The 16744-nt window shown below is 44.6% G+C and carries 21 protein-coding genes and 1 pseudogene; all 22 read right to left on the minus strand.

Annotation, left to right across the window (positions count from 1 at the left end):
• Window positions 1-448 (minus strand): annotated as a pseudogene (locus tag HNR43_RS06900) (NADH-quinone oxidoreductase subunit C); the annotation flags it as partial.
• Window positions 449-961 (minus strand): NuoB/complex I 20 kDa subunit family protein, encoded by a 513-nt coding sequence (locus HNR43_RS06905; protein WP_006319894.1) that lies wholly within the window; start codon window positions 959-961, stop codon window positions 449-451.
• Entirely contained in the window at window positions 952-1350 is a 399-nt protein-coding gene (locus HNR43_RS06910; protein WP_012576182.1) for an NADH-quinone oxidoreductase subunit A, read from the minus strand. The genes HNR43_RS06905 and HNR43_RS06910 overlap by 10 nt, the downstream gene beginning before the upstream one ends.
• A gap of 122 nt (window positions 1351-1472) precedes the next feature.
• Window positions 1473-1877 carry a F0F1 ATP synthase subunit epsilon gene (locus HNR43_RS06915; protein ID WP_032101314.1) on the minus strand — a complete coding sequence of 135 codons (405 nt, stop codon included), beginning with the start codon at window positions 1875-1877 and terminating at the stop codon, window positions 1473-1475.
• A 24-nt stretch (window positions 1878-1901) separates the two neighbouring features.
• Window positions 1902-3323 (minus strand): F0F1 ATP synthase subunit beta, encoded by a 1422-nt coding sequence (atpD, locus tag HNR43_RS06920; RefSeq protein ID WP_183242474.1) that lies wholly within the window; start codon window positions 3321-3323, stop codon window positions 1902-1904.
• Between the two features lie 28 nt (window positions 3324-3351).
• Window positions 3352-4212, minus strand: a complete 861-nt coding sequence (locus HNR43_RS06925; protein ID WP_183242476.1) for a F0F1 ATP synthase subunit gamma — start codon at window positions 4210-4212, stop codon at window positions 3352-3354.
• A 70-nt stretch (window positions 4213-4282) separates the two neighbouring features.
• Window positions 4283-5797: a F0F1 ATP synthase subunit alpha gene (atpA, locus tag HNR43_RS06930; protein ID WP_009360961.1), complete on the minus strand. Its 1515-nt coding sequence runs from the start codon at window positions 5795-5797 to the stop codon at window positions 4283-4285.
• Between the two features lie 24 nt (window positions 5798-5821).
• Window positions 5822-6358: a F0F1 ATP synthase subunit delta gene (locus tag HNR43_RS06935; RefSeq protein WP_183242478.1), complete on the minus strand. Its 537-nt coding sequence runs from the start codon at window positions 6356-6358 to the stop codon at window positions 5822-5824.
• Window positions 6355-6864 (minus strand): F0F1 ATP synthase subunit B, encoded by a 510-nt coding sequence (gene atpF / locus HNR43_RS06940; protein WP_183242694.1) that lies wholly within the window; start codon window positions 6862-6864, stop codon window positions 6355-6357. Before atpF ends, HNR43_RS06935 begins: the two co-directional genes overlap by 4 nt.
• 171 nt (window positions 6865-7035) lie before the next feature.
• Window positions 7036-7248, minus strand: coding sequence for a F0F1 ATP synthase subunit C (atpE, locus tag HNR43_RS06945; protein WP_003253662.1), 213 nt, complete (start codon window positions 7246-7248; stop codon window positions 7036-7038).
• A gap of 50 nt (window positions 7249-7298) precedes the next feature.
• Window positions 7299-8009, minus strand: coding sequence for a F0F1 ATP synthase subunit A (gene atpB / locus HNR43_RS06950; protein WP_006319877.1), 711 nt, complete (start codon window positions 8007-8009; stop codon window positions 7299-7301).
• 6 nt (window positions 8010-8015) lie between these two features.
• The gene (locus HNR43_RS06955) at window positions 8016-8393 is read right to left on the minus strand and encodes an ATP synthase subunit I (protein ID WP_183242480.1); all 378 of its coding nucleotides are present in this window, start codon (window positions 8391-8393) and stop codon (window positions 8016-8018) included.
• On the minus strand, window positions 8390-8617 hold the full coding sequence (locus tag HNR43_RS06960) for an AtpZ/AtpI family protein (RefSeq protein WP_035049382.1): 228 nt from the start codon (window positions 8615-8617) through the stop codon (window positions 8390-8392). The genes HNR43_RS06955 and HNR43_RS06960 overlap by 4 nt, the downstream gene beginning before the upstream one ends.
• Before the next feature lie 151 nt (window positions 8618-8768).
• The gene (wecB, locus tag HNR43_RS06965; RefSeq protein ID WP_183242482.1) at window positions 8769-9920 is read right to left on the minus strand and encodes a non-hydrolyzing UDP-N-acetylglucosamine 2-epimerase; all 1152 of its coding nucleotides are present in this window, start codon (window positions 9918-9920) and stop codon (window positions 8769-8771) included.
• A 10-nt stretch (window positions 9921-9930) separates the two neighbouring features.
• Entirely contained in the window at window positions 9931-10560 is a 630-nt protein-coding gene (gene upp, locus HNR43_RS06970; protein WP_009360966.1) for a uracil phosphoribosyltransferase, read from the minus strand.
• Between the two features lie 101 nt (window positions 10561-10661).
• Window positions 10662-11897, minus strand: a complete 1236-nt coding sequence (glyA, locus tag HNR43_RS06975) for a serine hydroxymethyltransferase (protein WP_183242484.1) — start codon at window positions 11895-11897, stop codon at window positions 10662-10664.
• A 72-nt stretch (window positions 11898-11969) separates the two neighbouring features.
• Window positions 11970-12539 carry a TIGR01440 family protein gene (locus tag HNR43_RS06980; protein WP_246346274.1) on the minus strand — a complete coding sequence of 190 codons (570 nt, stop codon included), beginning with the start codon at window positions 12537-12539 and terminating at the stop codon, window positions 11970-11972.
• Between the two features lie 22 nt (window positions 12540-12561).
• The gene (rpiB, locus tag HNR43_RS06985) at window positions 12562-13005 is read right to left on the minus strand and encodes a ribose 5-phosphate isomerase B (protein WP_183242488.1); all 444 of its coding nucleotides are present in this window, start codon (window positions 13003-13005) and stop codon (window positions 12562-12564) included.
• Window positions 13006-13093: 88 nt separating this feature from the next.
• Window positions 13094-14383: a methyl-accepting chemotaxis protein gene (locus tag HNR43_RS06990; RefSeq protein ID WP_183242490.1), complete on the minus strand. Its 1290-nt coding sequence runs from the start codon at window positions 14381-14383 to the stop codon at window positions 13094-13096.
• 17 nt (window positions 14384-14400) lie between these two features.
• Window positions 14401-14835, minus strand: a complete 435-nt coding sequence (locus HNR43_RS06995; RefSeq protein ID WP_183242492.1) for an arsenate reductase/protein-tyrosine-phosphatase family protein — start codon at window positions 14833-14835, stop codon at window positions 14401-14403.
• A 104-nt stretch (window positions 14836-14939) separates the two neighbouring features.
• Entirely contained in the window at window positions 14940-15485 is a 546-nt protein-coding gene (locus tag HNR43_RS07000; RefSeq protein ID WP_183242494.1) for a manganese efflux pump MntP, read from the minus strand.
• Window positions 15486-15546: 61 nt separating this feature from the next.
• Window positions 15547-16608, minus strand: a complete 1062-nt coding sequence (locus HNR43_RS07005) for an L-threonylcarbamoyladenylate synthase (RefSeq protein ID WP_183242696.1) — start codon at window positions 16606-16608, stop codon at window positions 15547-15549.
• Between the last annotated feature and the right edge of the window lie 136 nt (window positions 16609-16744).

Consider the following 16744-nt stretch of genomic DNA (forward strand, 5'->3'; position numbering starts at 1 on the left):
CCGCCGCTTTTTTCTTCGCTAATTCTTCTTCGCTTAAGTCTCCAGACTCCATCGCTTTTTGTTTCGCCAGCGCTGCAGCTTTCGCCTTCGCCGCTGCCGCCGCTTTTTTCTTCGCTAATTCTTCTTCGCTTAAGTCTCCAGACTCCATCGCTTTTTGTTTCGCCAGCGCTGCAGCTTTCGCCTTCGCCGCTGCTGCCGCTTTTTTCTTCGCTAATTCTTCTTCGCTTAAGTCTCCAGACTCCATCGCTTTTTGTTTTGCCAGCGCTGCAGCTTTCGCCTTCGCCGCTGCCGCCGCTTTTTTCTTCGCAAGCGCAAGGTCATCTTCGCTTTCGAGCGGAGGCTCAGTTTGTTCCGCTGCTTGCTTCGCTGCCAGTCGCTCTTTTGCTAATTGTTTTGCGCGTTCCGCTGCTTCTTTTTTTAGTTGCTGTAAATCTTTTTCCTCGCTCATTTACAGCACCTTCTTTCCTGTTTTCGCTTCGTAGCGAATTTTCTCTTTTAGTTTGTTAATGCCATAAATTAATGCAGCTGGATTTGGTGGACAGCCTGGAATGTATACGTCAACAGGTACAATTTGATCGACACCCTTCACGACGCAATACGATTTCACATATGGCCCACCTGCTGTCGCACATGAACCCATCGCAATGACCCATTTCGGCTCAGGCATTTGATCATATAAACGGCGAACAATGGGAGCCATTTTTTTCGTCACCGTTCCTGAAACGATCATGACGTCTGATTGACGAGGCGATGTGCGAAAGAAAGAGCCGAAGCGGTCTAAATCGTAATGCGAAGAACCAACTCCCATCATTTCAATCGCACAACAGGCAAGACCAAACGTGAGTGGCCATAAGGAATTGCTACGCGCCCATGCTTTTAACTGTTCTAATGTCGTTAAAAAAACGTTGCGACGCATTTCTTCCATTTCTTGATCTGATACGTTCAATAATTTTACATCCATTTTAACACCTTCTTCTTCCAAGCATACACAAGTCCAATTAACAACATGACGACGAAAATAAGCATTTCAATGAGCGCAAATGCACCGAGTTTTTCAAACGCGACCGCCCACGGATATAAAAATACAGTCTCTACATCAAAAATAACGAACAATAATGCAAAAATGTAATACCGCACATTAAATTGCACTCGCGAATCGTGAAACGGATCTAATCCGCTTTCGTATGTCGTTTGTTTCGCTGCATTTGGCGCATGTGGACGAAGAAAACGTCCCGCTGTGAGCGCAACGATCGGAAGTAAAATACCTAAACAAAGAAACACAAAGACGACTACATAACTGTTTACATAAACGTTCAACGATGTCCCACCCCTTTGTGACTTTATACACATTTTTCAAAAACATCACACTATTACGACTGTAACCGATAACATTATATCACTTCTTCACATATGTGTCGATAAAACTTGTTCCAAAAATAAACAAAAAACCCTAAGAGACAATGCTCTTAGGGTTAAAAGTGACGATTTGCCACATTTAAACGGTTAATTGCACGACGTAAAGCTAATTCTGCCCGTTTATGATCAATTTCATCTTGTTTCGCTTGCAAACGGCGTTCAGCCCGTTCTTTCGCCGCTTTTGCCCGCGCAACGTCAATATCTTCTGCTCGTTCTGCAGCTTGCGCCAAAATCGTTACACGATCAGGGCGAACTTCTAAAAAGCCACCGCTCACCGCTACAAGTTCAGTCGCATTTCCCTTTTTTAAGCGAACTGCGCCAATCTCTAGCGGTGCGACCATCGGAATGTGCCCTGGCAACACGCCGAGTTCGCCGCTTTGCGCTTTAGCGCTCACCATTTCCACATCCGCTTCATATACTGGGCCGTCCGGAGTTACGACACTGACTTTAATCGTCTTCATGAAAAAATCCTCCTCGGTCCCTTATTAAACTTCTACGCCCATTTTTCTCGCTTTTTCAACAACTTCTTCAATACGGCCGACTAAGCGGAACGCATCTTCTGGAAGATGGTCATATTTTCCTTCCAAAATTTCTTTAAAGCCACGAACTGTTTCTTTTACAGGAACATATGAACCTGGTTGTCCTGTAAACTGTTCAGCGACGTGGAAGTTTTGTGATAAGAAGAACTGAATGCGACGAGCGCGATGAACGACAAGTTTATCTTCTTCAGAAAGCTCATCCATACCAAGGATGGCGATAATATCTTGCAATTCTTTATAGCGTTGCAACGTTTGTTGTACTTTACGTGCAACTTGGTAATGCTCTTCCCCAACGATGTCAGGTGAAAGCGCACGAGATGTCGATGCGAGCGGGTCTACCGCTGGGTAAATACCCATCTCTGATAATTTACGCTCTAAGTTTGTTGTCGCATCTAAGTGTGCGAACGTTGTCGCTGGTGCTGGGTCTGTGTAGTCGTCCGCTGGTACGTAAATCGCTTGAATCGACGTAACCGAACCGACAGCTGTCGATGTAATCCGCTCTTGTAATTGACCCATTTCTGTCGCAAGTGTCGGTTGGTAACCTACCGCCGAAGGCATGCGTCCTAATAACGCTGAAACCTCTGAACCTGCTTGTGTGAAACGGAAAATGTTGTCGATGAAGAACAATACGTCTTGTCCTTGTTCGTCACGGAAATATTCCGCCATTGTTAATCCTGTTAATGCTACGCGCATACGTGCTCCAGGTGGCTCGTTCATCTGACCGAATACCATCGCTGTTTTATTAATAACGCCAGAGTCTTTCATTTCATGATACAAGTCGTTTCCTTCACGCGTGCGCTCACCAACGCCGGCGAATACAGAAATACCACCGTGCTCTTGCGCGATGTTGTTAATTAACTCTTGGATTAAAACCGTTTTTCCTACGCCCGCACCACCGAACAATCCGATTTTTCCACCTTTAATGTAAGGGGCGAGAAGGTCAACAACTTTAATTCCTGTCTCTAAAATTTCAACTTGTGTTGAAAGTTGTTCAAATTTTGGTGCTGGACGGTGAATGGAGTCGCGACGAGCATCTTCTGGAATGTCTTCGCCTAAGTCAATTGGTTCTCCTAATACGTTAAATACGCGTCCGAGTGTAACTTCACCAACAGGAACTGAAATCGGTGCTCCTGTATCGATGACCTCCATACCACGCACTAATCCGTCTGTCGTTGACATCGCAATTGTGCGCACTGTGTCGTCCCCAAGGTGAAGGGCTACTTCTAACGTTAAGTCGATGTCGACTTCTTTTTCGCTACGCGCTTTATGTTTAATTTTTAGGGCGTTGTAAATCGCAGGTAAGTGTCCGTCTTCGAACTTGACGTCTACAACAGGACCCATAACTTGAATAACGCGTCCTTTTGCCATCGTTTTCCCTCCTAACTGCTAATCAACCTTATTGCAATGCGTTCGCTCCGGCCACAATCTCTGTAATTTCTTGCGTAATCGCTGCTTGGCGGGCACGGTTGTAAGAAAGCGTAAGTGTCCGAATCAATTCTTTTGCGTTGTCTGTTGCGTTTTTCATGGCTGTCATCCGCGCCGCATGCTCGCTCGCTTTCGCATCAAGCAACGCACCATAAATTAAGCTTTCAGCGTATTGTGGCAACAATACTTCTAAAATTTCTTCTTGTGACGGTTCAAATTCGTAAGTTGTCAACTTTTTATCAGAAGCTAAATCCGTTAAAGGCAATAGCTTTTTCTCCGTCACATCTTGTTGAATGGCGCTTACAAAATGGTTGTAAAACATGTACAATTCATCAAACGTACCATCTGCAAACATGTTTACTGTTTTGTTCGCAATTTCTTTAATGTCCGCAAATGTCGGCTGGTCCGGCAAACCGGTAATATGTAGAGCTACCGGGATATTGCGGCGTTTAAAGAAGTTTAAACCGACGCGACCGATTGCAATAATCGCATACTCTTCTGCCGAACGGTGACGCTCTTGAATTGTTTGAAAAACGGTACGAAGCACGTTGCTATTGTAGGCGCCAGCTAAGCCACGGTCCGATGTAATTACTAAATATCCCGTCTTTCTTACCGGGCGCTTTACGAGCATTGGATGAGAAGCGTCATTGCTACCAAGCGCAACGCTCGCCACAACTTCTTGAATTTTTTCCATATACGGTGTAAACGATCTTGCGTTATGCTCAGCACGGTTTAATTTCGATGCCGAGACCATTTCCATCGCTTTTGTAATTTGGCTCGTCTTTTTTGTCGTGTTAATGCGTGCTTTTATATCGCGTAACGATGCTCCCAAAGGTTTCACCACCTTTTTCGCTCAATTGTTGAAAGGGGACGGAACAGCTATGCTGTTCCGCTCACTTTTCTTACTCGGATACAACAAACGTCTTTTTGAACGCTTCAATCGCTTTGTTGAAGTCTTCTTCGTTTGGAAGATCGCCTGTTGTGCGAATATGTTCCATTAGTTTCTGACCGTTTTCGTCTTTATCTAACCACGCATGGAACTCTTTTTCAAAGCGGCGAATGTCTTCTACTGGAATGTCATCTAAAAAGCCGCGTGTCAATGCGTAAATAATCGCTACTTGTTTTTCAACTGGTAGTGGCTCATGTAAACCTTGTTTCAACACTTCAACTGTGCGCGCACCGCGAGCAAGTTTTGCTTGTGTCGCTTTGTCAAGGTCGGAACCGAATTGTGCAAACGCCTCTAATTCGCGATATGCCGCTAAGTCAAGACGGAGCGTACCTGATACTTTTTTCATCGCTTTAATTTGCGCTGCACCACCGACGCGCGATACAGAAAGACCGGCGTTAATCGCTGGACGCACACCTGAGAAGAACAAATCAGACTGCAAGAAAATTTGTCCGTCCGTAATAGAAATGACGTTTGTTGGGATGTATGCTGAAATGTCACCTGCTTGTGTTTCAACGAACGGCAACGCTGTTAATGAACCTGCACCTTTCGCATCGCTTAATTTTGCTGCGCGCTCAAGCAAGCGAGAATGCAAGTAGAATACGTCACCTGGGTACGCTTCACGACCTGGTGGACGACGTAATAATAACGAAAGCTCACGATACGCTGCCGCTTGTTTGGATAAATCATCGTATACAACGAGGACGTGTTGTCCTTTATACATGAAATATTCACCCATCGTTACGCCCGCATATGGCGCTAAGAATAAAAGCGGAGCTGGTTGTGACGCAGATGCTGTAACGACGATTGTGTAATCTAATGCACCATATTTACGCAACGTTTCAACGACGTTACGAACTGTTGATTCTTTTTGTCCGATTGCGACATAAATACAAATCATGTTTTTACCTTTTTGGTTGATGATTGTATCTACCGCAACGGACGTTTTACCTGTTTGACGGTCTCCGATAATTAACTCACGTTGACCGCGACCGATTGGAACAAGCGCGTCAATCGCCTTAATTCCCGTTTGTAATGGCTCATGAACAGATTTGCGATCCATTACGCCAGGGGCTGGACTTTCAATCGGACGAGTTTCTGTCGTTTCAATTGGACCAAGCCCGTCTACCGGTTGTCCTAATGGGTTCACGACACGACCGATTAACGCTTCACCGACTGGCACTTCCATAATGCGACCTGTGCGACGTACTTCATCGCCTTCTTTAATACCTGTGTACGGCCCTAAAATAACGATACCGACGTTGTTTTCTTCTAAGTTTAGCGCCAATCCCATGACGCCGTTGGCAAACTCAACAAGCTCTCCTGACATGACGTTGTCGAGGCCATGAGCACGAGCGATTCCGTCACCGACTTGAATGACTGTACCGACATCGCTCACTTCGATTTCAGACTGATAGTTTTCAATTTGCTTTTTTATCAGCGCGCTAATTTCTTCCGCTTTGATGCTCATGCATTTCACCCCTATCTATAAATGTTAGCGAGTTAACTGTCGCTGTAATCTTGCTAATTTTCCACTGACGCTTCCGTCGAAAATGCGGTTTCCGATGCGCACTTTGACGCCACCGATCACATCTTTATCGATGATGTTCGTGATGCGAAGCGTATCGACGCCGACTTTTTTCGCAAACACATCTGCAAGCGCATTCGTTTCATCTTCCGTTAACGGACGAGCGGAATAAACGATCGCCTCGGCTACACCGCGCGCCTCATTCGCTAGCGCAATAAACGCATCAGCTAAATCGTTGACGATATCGATGCGATGGCGATCTAAAAGCAACATGAGCGTATGTTGCAATACCGTCGAAATGTTTGCAAATGCTTCTTGAACGAGCGCTTTCTTTTTCGCTAGTGCAATTTTCGGATGATTTAACACAGAAAGAAGCGCTTCATTTTGTGCAAACACTTGTTTGACGACGCGAAGTTCTTGTTCGAGCTGATCCAGAAGCTGTTGTTCTTTCGCAATTTCAAAAAGTGCCGACGCATATCGTTTCGCTACGACTTGTTTGTTCATCGGCTTTCTCCTACCTCTTGAATGTACTCGCTAATCAGCTTCGCTTGATCTTGTTCGCTCAACTCTTTTTCAATGACTTTTGATGCAATGAGTACGGATAACGAAGCAACTTGTTGACGCAATGCTGCCATCGCCTGTTCTTTCTCTTGTGCGATTTCTTTTTTCGCTGCTTCTTTTAGGCGCTCCGCTTCTTGGCGAGCCGCTTGAATGATTTGCTCTTTTTGCTCTTCGCCAAGCTTGCGAGCTTCTTCAATCAGTGCTTGCGCTTCTTGGCGTGATTTTTTCATTAATTCGCGTTGTTCTTCTGCAAGCTTTTTCGCTTCTTGATGATGCTTTTCTGCTTGCTCAATTTCGTTCGCAATATGCTCTTCGCGTTGTTTCATAACGCCCATTAACGGACCGAACGCATATTTACGAAGCAAGAACATGAGCAAGAGGAACATGATTAATTGAAATAAGATGTCGCCGCCGTTGAACCCATGTCCACCAGCACCTAATACAAACATGTTTACCACCGCGCGTTTCACTCCCTTCAAAAATCGCCCGAATTATCGATCGGAACGTGTGCGTACGAACATAAAGGAATGGCGAAGGTTCTCATGGAATGATCTTCGCCATTGTTGAACGAGTTTCGTTTCCGTATGCAGTTATAGCTCGTTTCGAACGAGCGCTCAGTTCTAGCGACCTTGAACCATGAACGCGATAACGACCGCGATGATTGGGATCGCTTCGACTAACGCTACCCCGATGAACATTGTTGTTTGTAACATACCGCGCGCCTCTGGTTGACGTGCAATTCCTTCTACTGTACGAGATACGATTAAACCGTTACCAATACCAGCACCAAGTGCCGCTAAACCAATTGCAATTGCAGCTGCTAATACACCCATTTGAAAAGTCCTCCTTCAATTTTTTATGTTGAAATGAATGTGTATGAAAATTAATGGTCATGACTCACTTTGTGCGCCATATAAACCATTGTTAACATTGTAAAAATGAACGCTTGGATCGCGCCGACGAAAATACTAAATCCTTGCCATGCGATCGTTGGAATGATCGCCGCAATCGTTCCGCCGACTCCTGTCGCTAAACTTCCCGCCAAGAGCGCTAACAAAATTTCACCCGCAAAAATGTTTCCGTATAGACGGAGACCGAGCGTTAATGTGTTCGCAAACTCTTCAATGATTTTTAGCGGGAATAAAATTGGCATCGGGCTAACGAACCCTTTTGCATATTCTTTGAAACCGTTAAGTTTGATGCCGTAGTAATGCGATAACGCCACAACCATCGTTGCCAACGTTAACGTCACAACCGGGTCAGCGGTTGGGGATTTCCACCACAACTTGTTGTCAATGACGACTGAAAATGGTAGACCAAGCATATTCGCTACAAAAATGTACATGATGAGCGTCATCCCAAGCATATGAAAGCGTCCACCTGTTTTCCAATCCATATTGCTTTTAATAATGCCTTTGACAAAATCCATGACCCATTCAAGAAAGTTTTGCATTCCCGTTGGCTTCATCGCTAAGTTGCGTGTTGCTAATACGGCAATGACAAACACAATGACGGATGTAACCGTAATCATTAATACGTTGGCCAAGTTAAATGTTAAGCCAAACAACGTGTATAAAGGAGCTTCGTGATGCATCTGTACTCACCTCTCTTCCCCTTTTGTTTTTTGGAAAAAGAAATCTATTATAATGACAATATAAGATGTCATTAATCCCAATACGATCCACCCAACAGAAAATTGATCTGGCCAGCGAAAAGCAATGAAAACAGCCAAGGCAGCCGCAGCCATGCGTGACATCATACCGAGCGAGCGCGCTTTTTGCCCTGACGCAACCGCTTGTCCAAACCGTTCCACCTTTCGCACCATCGTCCAGCCGTTATATAAGCTGATGACTGTCCCGAGAAACAAACTTGAAAACGCTTGCGAATAAGGCGTAAACGCCCAGCCAAGCACGTAAACCACCAGCAAATATAGTATGTATGATTTGTGACGCCGCCAATGTTGCTGTAGCTCGTTCATTTTTCCTCTCCTGAAAAAAATGAGCGAATGAGGCGAATCATCGCATAAACACCAGCCGCCAACCCAAGAAGCAACCCGACAATTAAAAAAAGCGGTTCAGTGCCAAATCGTTCATCGACAAAACGCCCTCCGAAAATCCCAACTAAAACAGAGCCGACAAGTTGGGAAGATATCGCCGTCATCAAACCGATCGCTCGAAACGGATGGCGCTCATGTTGTCGCATACGAAAGCCTCACTTTTCATTTTCAGAATTTACTGTATTTTTAAAAAGGTTATCCTTATCCCTTTGTAAGCATACAATAGTGAAAACACGATGTCAATGCGTTCGGTCACAAAAACAGGGAAAATTTTTGGAAAGAAAAAGGGATGCGTCATCACATCCCTTTTTCGTGCTGAAATGGCGTTGGCGGAACATCGCTTTGTTTGAAATAGTAGCGAATCGCTTCGACAATCCGCTTCGATGCCCATCCATCACCGTACGGATTTGACGCTTTTGCCATTTGGTCATATGCTTTTTCATCTGTTAATAGTTCACTTGCTAGCGTGTAAATCGTTTGTTCATCCGTTCCAGCTAACTTGAGCGTTCCTGCTTCGATGCCTTCAGGGCGCTCCGTCGTATCGCGCAATACGAGAACAGGCACACCAAGTGAAGGGGCTTCTTCTTGCACGCCACCTGAGTCCGTTAAAATGATATGCGCCCTTGCCGCAAAGTTATGGAAGTCGATCACATCTAACGGCTCGATTAAATGAATACGTTCATCGTTTCCTAATATGTCGTTCGCTAACTCGCGCACGACAGGATTTAAATGAACAGGATACACAACTTGCACATCATCATAATCTTCCACAAGCCTTTTGACTGCACGGAACATATTTCGCATCGGATCGCCAAGGTTTTCACGGCGGTGTGCTGTCAATAAAATCATACGGCTTCCCGCTACCTTTTCTAAAATCGGATGCGTATACGCTTCACGCACCGTCGTTTTTAACGCATCAATCGCCGTGTTACCTGTAATGAAAATGGCGTGCTCTGGCTTATTTTCTGCACGTAAATTTTCCGCTGCTTTCGCGGTTGGGGCAAAATGCAAGTCAGCTAATACTCCCGTCAATTGTCGATTCATTTCTTCTGGAAACGGCGAGTACTTATTCCACGTTCGAAGTCCTGCTTCCACATGCCCGACGGCAATTTGGTTATAAAACGCTGCCAGACTAGCGACAAATGTCGTTGTTGTGTCGCCATGGACAAGAACGATGTCTGGTTTTACTTTTTTCATGACATCGTCTAAGCCAGCAAGCGCCCTTGTCGTAATATCAACAAGCGTTTGACGCTCTTTCATAATGTTTAAATCGTAATGTGGCTGAATACCAAAAATATCAAGTACTTGATCAAGCATTTGACGATGTTGAGCTGTGACAGTCACAATTGACTCAATATCTTCATATTTTTGCAATTCTAACACGAGCGGTGCCATTTTAATCGCTTCCGGTCTCGTACCGAAAATGGTCATGACTTTTCGTCTATTCATCGTGCCCACCTTACTTCGTTCCAAATAGACGATCTCCGGCATCGCCAAGACCTGGTACGATATAGCCGTGATCGTTCAATTTTTCGTCTAATGCGGCAATGTAAATATCAACATCTGGATGGGCTTGTTGCACGGCCTCTACCCCTTCTGGTGCAGCGATTAAACACATAAACTTAATGTTTTTCGCGCCGCGTTTTTTCAGCGCATGAATCGCCTCAACAGCTGAACCACCTGTCGCAAGCATCGGATCGACGACAATGAAGTCGCGCTCTTCGACATCAGTCGGAAGCTTTACATAATATTCAACAGGTTTTAACGTCTCTGGGTCGCGATATAAACCAATATGTCCAACTTTTGCGGCTGGAATAAGCTTCAAAATGCCGTCCACCATTCCGATCCCTGCTCGCAAAATCGGGATGATGCCTAATTTTTTCCCTGCGATCACTTTCGCTTTCGCTTTGCTGACAGGTGTTTCGATTTCAACTTCTTGAAGCGGCAAGTCGCGTGTAATTTCAAACGCCATGAGCGTCGCCACTTCTTCAACAAGCTCGCGAAACTCTTTTGTTCCTGTATGTTTGTCGCGAATGTATGTAAGCTTATGTTGAATTAACGGATGATCAAATACGTACACTTTACTCATGTCAGTCGCCCCTTTTTGTAATATGCATTCTTGTAAATTTTACATAAAAACAACGGATGATTCAACTGAAGAAAAGGTGCCCCAGTCCGGGACACCTATCATTATGCATACAATGGGAATTTTTCAGTTAACGCAGCCACACGACGGCGCGCTTCGTCTAATTTTTGCTCGTCATCTTTATGTTTGAGCGCAATAGAAATGATACGTGCAATTTCGTCCATTTCTTCGAGTCCAAAGCCACGGCTCGTTACTGCTGCTGTACCGATGCGAATACCGCTTGTGACAAACGGGCTTTCCGGGTCATATGGAATCGTATTTTTATTGACTGTAATACCGATTTCATCAAGCACTTTTTCAGCCACTTTTCCTGTTAATCCGATTGAACGAAGGTCAATTAATAATAAATGATTGTCTGTTCCACCTGAAACAAGTGTAAAACCTTCTGCCACTAGCGCTTCCGCTAGACGTTTCGCATTGTTCACAATGTTTTGCGCATATGTTTTGAAATCGTCTTGTAACGCCTCACCGAGCGCAACGGCTTTTGCGGCGATGACATGCATGAGCGGGCCGCCTTGAATGCCTGGGAAAATCGCTTTATCAATTTGTTTGGCGAACTGCTCTTGGCATAAAATCATGCCCCCGCGCGGACCGCGCAACGTTTTATGCGTCGTTGTCGTGACAAAATGTGCATACGGAACAGGATTCGGATGCAAACCTGCCGCCACAAGCCCTGCGATATGTGCCATATCAACCATGAAATAAGCGCCTACTTCATCAGCGATTTCACGAAACTTCGCAAAGTCAATCGTGCGAGGATATGCGCTTGCCCCAGCAACGATCAATTTCGGTTTATGTTTTAATGCTTTTTCACGGACGTCGTCGTAGTTAATACGGTGAGTTTCTGGATCGACACCGTATTCAATGAAGTTGTATTGGATACCACTAAAGTTCACCGGGCTTCCGTGCGTCAAATGCCCTCCGTGTGACAAATTCATGCCAAGTACAGTATCCCCATGCTGCAAAATCGTAAAATATACCGCCATGTTTGCTTGTGCACCAGAATGTGGCTGAACATTTGCATGCTCGGCTCCGAACAATTGTTTTGCACGTTCGCGCGCAAGCTCTTCAACGACATCAACATGTTCACAACCGCCGTAATATCGACGTCCCGGATATCCTTCGGCATATTTGTTCGTTAATACCGATCCTTGCGCTTCCATGACAGCTTCACTAACGAAGTTTTCCGATGCAATTAACTCGATTTTCGTTTGTTGTCGTTTCAATTCATCTTGAATAGCTTGAAATACTTGCGGATCTTGCTGTGACAAGCGACTCATTGACAATCCTCCCCTAAATTGTGAATATTCTTTTTTATCTTAACACATTTTTAAATGAAAAAGTGAACAAAATTAACCTAGTGAACATGATTTGTTCGCCTTTTCTTGTGAATAGACGGCACGCTCGCCCCCGATCAGTTTCGGTCTCGTTTTTGCAAATGTAATGGTCGCATGCCCAATTTGCTTAATCGATGTGCGAACAGGAACCGCAACATGTTTCAAATGCATACCGATTAATGTAGCGCCAATATCAATCCCCGCATCTGCACGAATATGTTCAACGACGACAGGGTCATCTAGCTGCGTATATGCATATGCTGCCATCGCTCCTCCTGCGTTGCGAACGGGAATAACGCTCACGATTTCAAGCTGCTTTATCATCGCCGTTTGTCGTTCGACAACTAATGCTCGGTTTAAATGTTCACAACATTGAAATGCAAGCTGTACACCTGTTTCATCGCGCCACCGTTTTAATTGTTGAAACAACATCGCCGCCACGTCCATCGTTCCTGCCGTCCCAATTTTTTCTCCAATGACTTCACTTGTGCTACATCCGATGACGATAACATCTTTTTCCGTCAGTGACACTTGAGCACGAAACTCAGCAAGCGCCTTTTGCCATTGACTACGCCATTGTTCCATGTCCGTCACGACAATCCCACCTTTATTGCTCGTTTTCATAAGCGGAAATTTTTTGAATGCGTTTTTCGTGACGGCCTCCTTCAAATGAGGTTGTCAGCCATACTTTTGCAATCTCGCGCGCTAGTCCTGGTCCAATGACGCGCTCGCCCATCGCTAATATATTGCTGTCGTTATGCTCGCGCGTCGCTTTTGCACTAAATACGTCATGAACGAGCGCACAACGAATTCCTTTCACTTTGTTTGCGGCAATGCTCATGCCAATTCCTGTTCCGCAAATCAAAATCCCGCGGTCAAATTCACCGCTCGCCACTTTTTGCGCAACTGGCAGAGCATAATCCGGATAATCGACCGATGTTTCACACTCACACCCAAAGTCTGTATATTCAATCCCCATTTCATCCATGAGTTTTTTAATTTCCTCACGAATCCGAATGCCACCATGGTCTGATGCAATTGCTACTTTCACGTTTGAACCCCTCCTCAATCGTTGTAAAGAAAAAACCGTCTCTTTTCATTTTAACGGGTCGAGACGGTCTTTTCATCATTTATTATGCTTATAAACGAAAACGGGCAATCGTTTGTTTTAATTTTTCTGCTTGTTCTCCAAGTTCCATTGCTAGTTCACGCACGCTTTCGATAACGGCTGTTTGCTCTTGTGTCGCCGCTGTCACTTCTTCCGCCCCAGCGGATGTTTGCTCGGCAATAGCAGCCACCTCTTGCGATTGAACAGATGTTTGTTGAATGTATTTCGTTTGTTCATCAACAAGTTGAGCAATTTGTTTCACGGCATCTGCTACTTCATGAATGGATGCGCTCATATGGGAAATGGCCTCATTTGTTTCGTTTCCTTTTTTCGCTTCGTCATTTGCTTTGTTCACTTGTTCTGTAATTTGGTTAACGACGTTGGCTACTTCATGTTGAATGTTTTGAACGAGCTCTGAAATGCCTTGTACTGCCTTGGCACTTTCATCCGCTAGCTTTCTTACTTCTTCTGCAACGACAGCAAAACCTTTGCCATGCTCACCAGCACGCGCTGCCTCGATTGAAGCATTTAACGCTAATAAATTCGTCTGCCCTGCAATATCCCCAACAAGCGAAATAATTTGTCCAACTTCTTTCGCATGATCTTCTAAACGTCGCACAACATGTAGCGACGCCTCGTTGTTTTTCGCTAATTGTTGAATACCAGCGATAAGCGAGCCGATGACGCGACGGCTTTCTTCGAGCTTCGCTACCATCTCAGTCGATAGCTTTTCAGACTGCATCGCTTTTTGTTGTACATTTCCTGCGATCGCTAATACATCTTCTACCGCTTCGGCTGTCGTTTGCATCGCAACAGCGGAATTATCCGCCCCTTTTGAAATTTCATCAATCGTGCGCGCAATGTTTTCCGCTTGTTCTGCAGCGATGCGGGACACATTTGTCATCTCTACTACTTTTTCATTCGTATGTGCAAAATTTTGTTGAATACTTTGTACCATTTCCCGCAAACTGCGCAACATATCGTTAAACGCAAGCGCAAGCGAACGAATTTCATCATCTGACTTTGGTACAGGTACATCTTGTCCGATTTCACCTTTTGCTGCTTTTAATGCAGCTTGTTCAAGTTGAGAAAGCGGTTTCGTAATGAAACGTGCCGCATAATATGCCAATACACCAGACCAAAAAATACCGAGCAACAGCGTCAAAATGGTAAACGTATTTTCACTAAACGGAAGCCACGGTTTGACATAGTCGTAAAGCACATAAATGTAAAAGGCGCTCGTCGAATACGTAATGATTGCTAATACAGTTGTAAAAATGGCTAACTTCTTTTGTAAACTAAATGTATATTTTCCCCCCATCGTATATCCCCCCTGCTTTATAACTTTTCATGTAGCTTTTCGATTGCTTGTTCGAGCTCATCGCGCGTTTGGCGATACACATCAATCGAGCCACCAAATGGATCAATAACATCTTTATCGTCACCAAGAAATTCGTTTAACGTATACGTTTTTCCTTCTGCCTCTGGAAAACGCGCTAACACATGTTGCTTATGACTTTCGGTCATCGTTAATACGTATGTCGCCCAGTCAATATGTTCTTTCGTTAACAACGCAGCACGATGATCGATATCGATCCCTTTTTCAGCGAGCACTGCTTTCGCATGTTGTGATGCTTCGCTCCCATCAAACGCAAAAACTCCAGCCGACCTCACTTGCACGTGCGGGAGTTGTTTATGCTTGAGTAGTGCCTCCGCCATCGGACTTCGACACGTATTTCCTGTGCATACAAACAAAACGTTCGTTTGACTCACTATTCACACCTCTCATCATTTCCCACATGTTTACTATTATTATAAAGCAAACCGTAGGACAAAATATAGACTAAACAAAAGAAAAAGAACTGGAATCCCCCAGCTCACAAAGGAAATAATAGTTTACATGCAAATAAAAGTAAAATAGTACCACCTAACGCCTCGCTATATGTACCTAACCAACGTTGAAAACGGCGTCCAAGAAGCAATCCCATCCATGTTAACACCATGCTCGTCAATCCGAATGCAATCACCGCAAATACGACTTCTACTCCGTAAATGCCTAAACTTAATCCAACAGAAAAACTGTCGAGGCTAACGCTAAATGCAAATAAAAACAAACCGATGCCAACAGGCCTCAACCAACGTTCTTGTTCATGACGAAAAGAAGCGACAACCATTTGCACACCAAGAATAAACAATAATACTCCCCCGATATATGTCGCCATATGACCAAGCTGAACAGATAACAATCGACCGATCACTATCCCAGCTAAAGGCATGACAATATGAAAAAAACCTACCGTTAATCCAATGTAGGCAATTTGCTTCAAACGAAGCTGAAGCAAACCCATACCAAGGCTGACTGAAAATGCATCCATCCCCAACGCAAATGCCATCATCGCTAATGTGATCATTTCCCCAATCATACAAAGCCTCCTTAGGACGTGCCTTCACGTTAACATATGCACACCCTAAGGAGTTTAGACATCATTTTTCCATGATTTGTTCATGACCTGCCGCTTTTAATAAACGATTCATAATGGCTACACCGATTCCTTCATACGGAAACGATTCGCTATAAATGATATCAACATTTGTTTCATCAAACGCTCGCAGTACATCATATAGTTGTTGAGCAACGGTCCGTAAATCGTTCCGTCGTCCACAAGGAATGACAACGTCAGATTCATATGTGTGACGTCGTTCTTCCGTCGTCAACACCCCTACTCTTAAGCCGTTGGCACGCTTTTCATTCACAAGTTGTTGCAAAAAGGCCGAAGAACCGTTCACGACAATTAACGGCGCTTTCGGAGCATAATGCGTATATTTCATCCCCGGAGATTTCGGCACCGCTTCTTTTTCCACAAGCGCACGATCGATATCCACAACACCGATCACTTGTTCAATGTCCTCTTTTGTTACGCCACCCGGTCGTAAAATCGTTGGGATCGCTGTCGTGCAGTCAATAACCGTCGATTCAACCCCAACTCCTGTCGCCCCTCCATCGACAATGGCCGCAATGCGTCCATCTAAATCATCAAGCACATGTTTAGCCGTTGTCGGACTTGGTCTTCCGGAACGATTCGCACTTGGTGCAGCAATAGGCAGGCCGCTTGCCTGAATGAGCGCAAGAGCGATCGGATGATTCGGCATGCGCACCGCCACCGTATTTAACCCTGCAGTAACGCGCGAGGAGACCGCTTCTTTTTTTGGAAGGACGAGTGTCAACGGACCAGGCCAAAAATGCTCTATCAATGTGGATGCAACAGGAGGAATGTCGCAAGCAATATCGTGCAATTGTTCTGTCGTTGCAATGTGGACAATGAGTGGATTATCACTCGGTCTTCCTTTCGCTACAAAAATGTTTTCCACAGCTGCTGTGGACATCGCGTTCGCACCAAGACCATACACCGTTTCTGTCGGAAATGCGACAAGCTCACCTCGCTGTAAATACGACGCTGCCTGTATAATTTGTGGACAACTGTTTAAGTCATCCACATTTTTATCCACAAAAAACACATGTGTTTTCAACGTTTTCACCTCATACATATTCAAGTTGCTTGTTTGTTTATCGACATCTGACAAGCATTTTACAGCCATTTCTTCCATGAGTATAAAAGATTCATACAAAATACTCAATAATTGTCCACAAATTGTGGATATGTTTTTCTTTTTTGTTGATAAT

It is taken from the genome of Anoxybacillus mongoliensis, assembly GCF_014201515.1.
Lineage (GTDB): Bacteria > Bacillota > Bacilli > Bacillales > Anoxybacillaceae > Anoxybacillus > Anoxybacillus mongoliensis.

Coding starts and splice junctions, on each gene's coding strand:
- atpA (WP_009360961.1), bottom strand. CDS start 5,797: ATGAGCATCAAAGCGGAAGAAATTAGCGCGCTGATAAAAAAGCAAATT.
- HNR43_RS06960 (WP_035049382.1), bottom strand. CDS start 8,617: ATGCGACAACATGAGCGCCATCCGTTTCGAGCGATCGGTTTGATGACG.
- atpE (WP_003253662.1), bottom strand. CDS start 7,248: ATGGGTGTATTAGCAGCTGCAATTGCAATTGGTTTAGCGGCACTTGGT.
- HNR43_RS07005 (WP_183242696.1), bottom strand. CDS start 16,608: ATGTATGAGGTGAAAACGTTGAAAACACATGTGTTTTTTGTGGATAAA.
- glyA (WP_183242484.1), bottom strand. CDS start 11,897: ATGAGTCGCTTGTCACAGCAAGATCCGCAAGTATTTCAAGCTATTCAA.
- HNR43_RS06955 (WP_183242480.1), bottom strand. CDS start 8,393: ATGAACGAGCTACAGCAACATTGGCGGCGTCACAAATCATACATACTA.
- HNR43_RS06910 (WP_012576182.1), bottom strand. CDS start 1,350: ATGTGTATAAAGTCACAAAGGGGTGGGACATCGTTGAACGTTTATGTA.
- atpF (WP_183242694.1), bottom strand. CDS start 6,864: ATGTTTGTATTAGGTGCTGGTGGACATGGGTTCAACGGCGGCGACATC.
- HNR43_RS06935 (WP_183242478.1), bottom strand. CDS start 6,358: ATGAACAAACAAGTCGTAGCGAAACGATATGCGTCGGCACTTTTTGAA.
- wecB (WP_183242482.1), bottom strand. CDS start 9,920: ATGAATAGACGAAAAGTCATGACCATTTTCGGTACGAGACCGGAAGCG.
- HNR43_RS06915 (WP_032101314.1), bottom strand. CDS start 1,877: ATGAAGACGATTAAAGTCAGTGTCGTAACTCCGGACGGCCCAGTATAT.
- atpD (WP_183242474.1), bottom strand. CDS start 3,323: ATGGCAAAAGGACGCGTTATTCAAGTTATGGGTCCTGTTGTAGACGTC.
- HNR43_RS07000 (WP_183242494.1), bottom strand. CDS start 15,485: ATGATTGGGGAAATGATCACATTAGCGATGATGGCATTTGCGTTGGGG.
- upp (WP_009360966.1), bottom strand. CDS start 10,560: ATGAGTAAAGTGTACGTATTTGATCATCCGTTAATTCAACATAAGCTT.
- HNR43_RS06990 (WP_183242490.1), bottom strand. CDS start 14,383: ATGGGGGGAAAATATACATTTAGTTTACAAAAGAAGTTAGCCATTTTT.
- HNR43_RS06905 (WP_006319894.1), bottom strand. CDS start 961: ATGGATGTAAAATTATTGAACGTATCAGATCAAGAAATGGAAGAAATG.
- HNR43_RS06980 (WP_246346274.1), bottom strand. CDS start 12,539: ATGGAACAATGGCGTAGTCAATGGCAAAAGGCGCTTGCTGAGTTTCGT.
- atpB (WP_006319877.1), bottom strand. CDS start 8,009: ATGCATCACGAAGCTCCTTTATACACGTTGTTTGGCTTAACATTTAAC.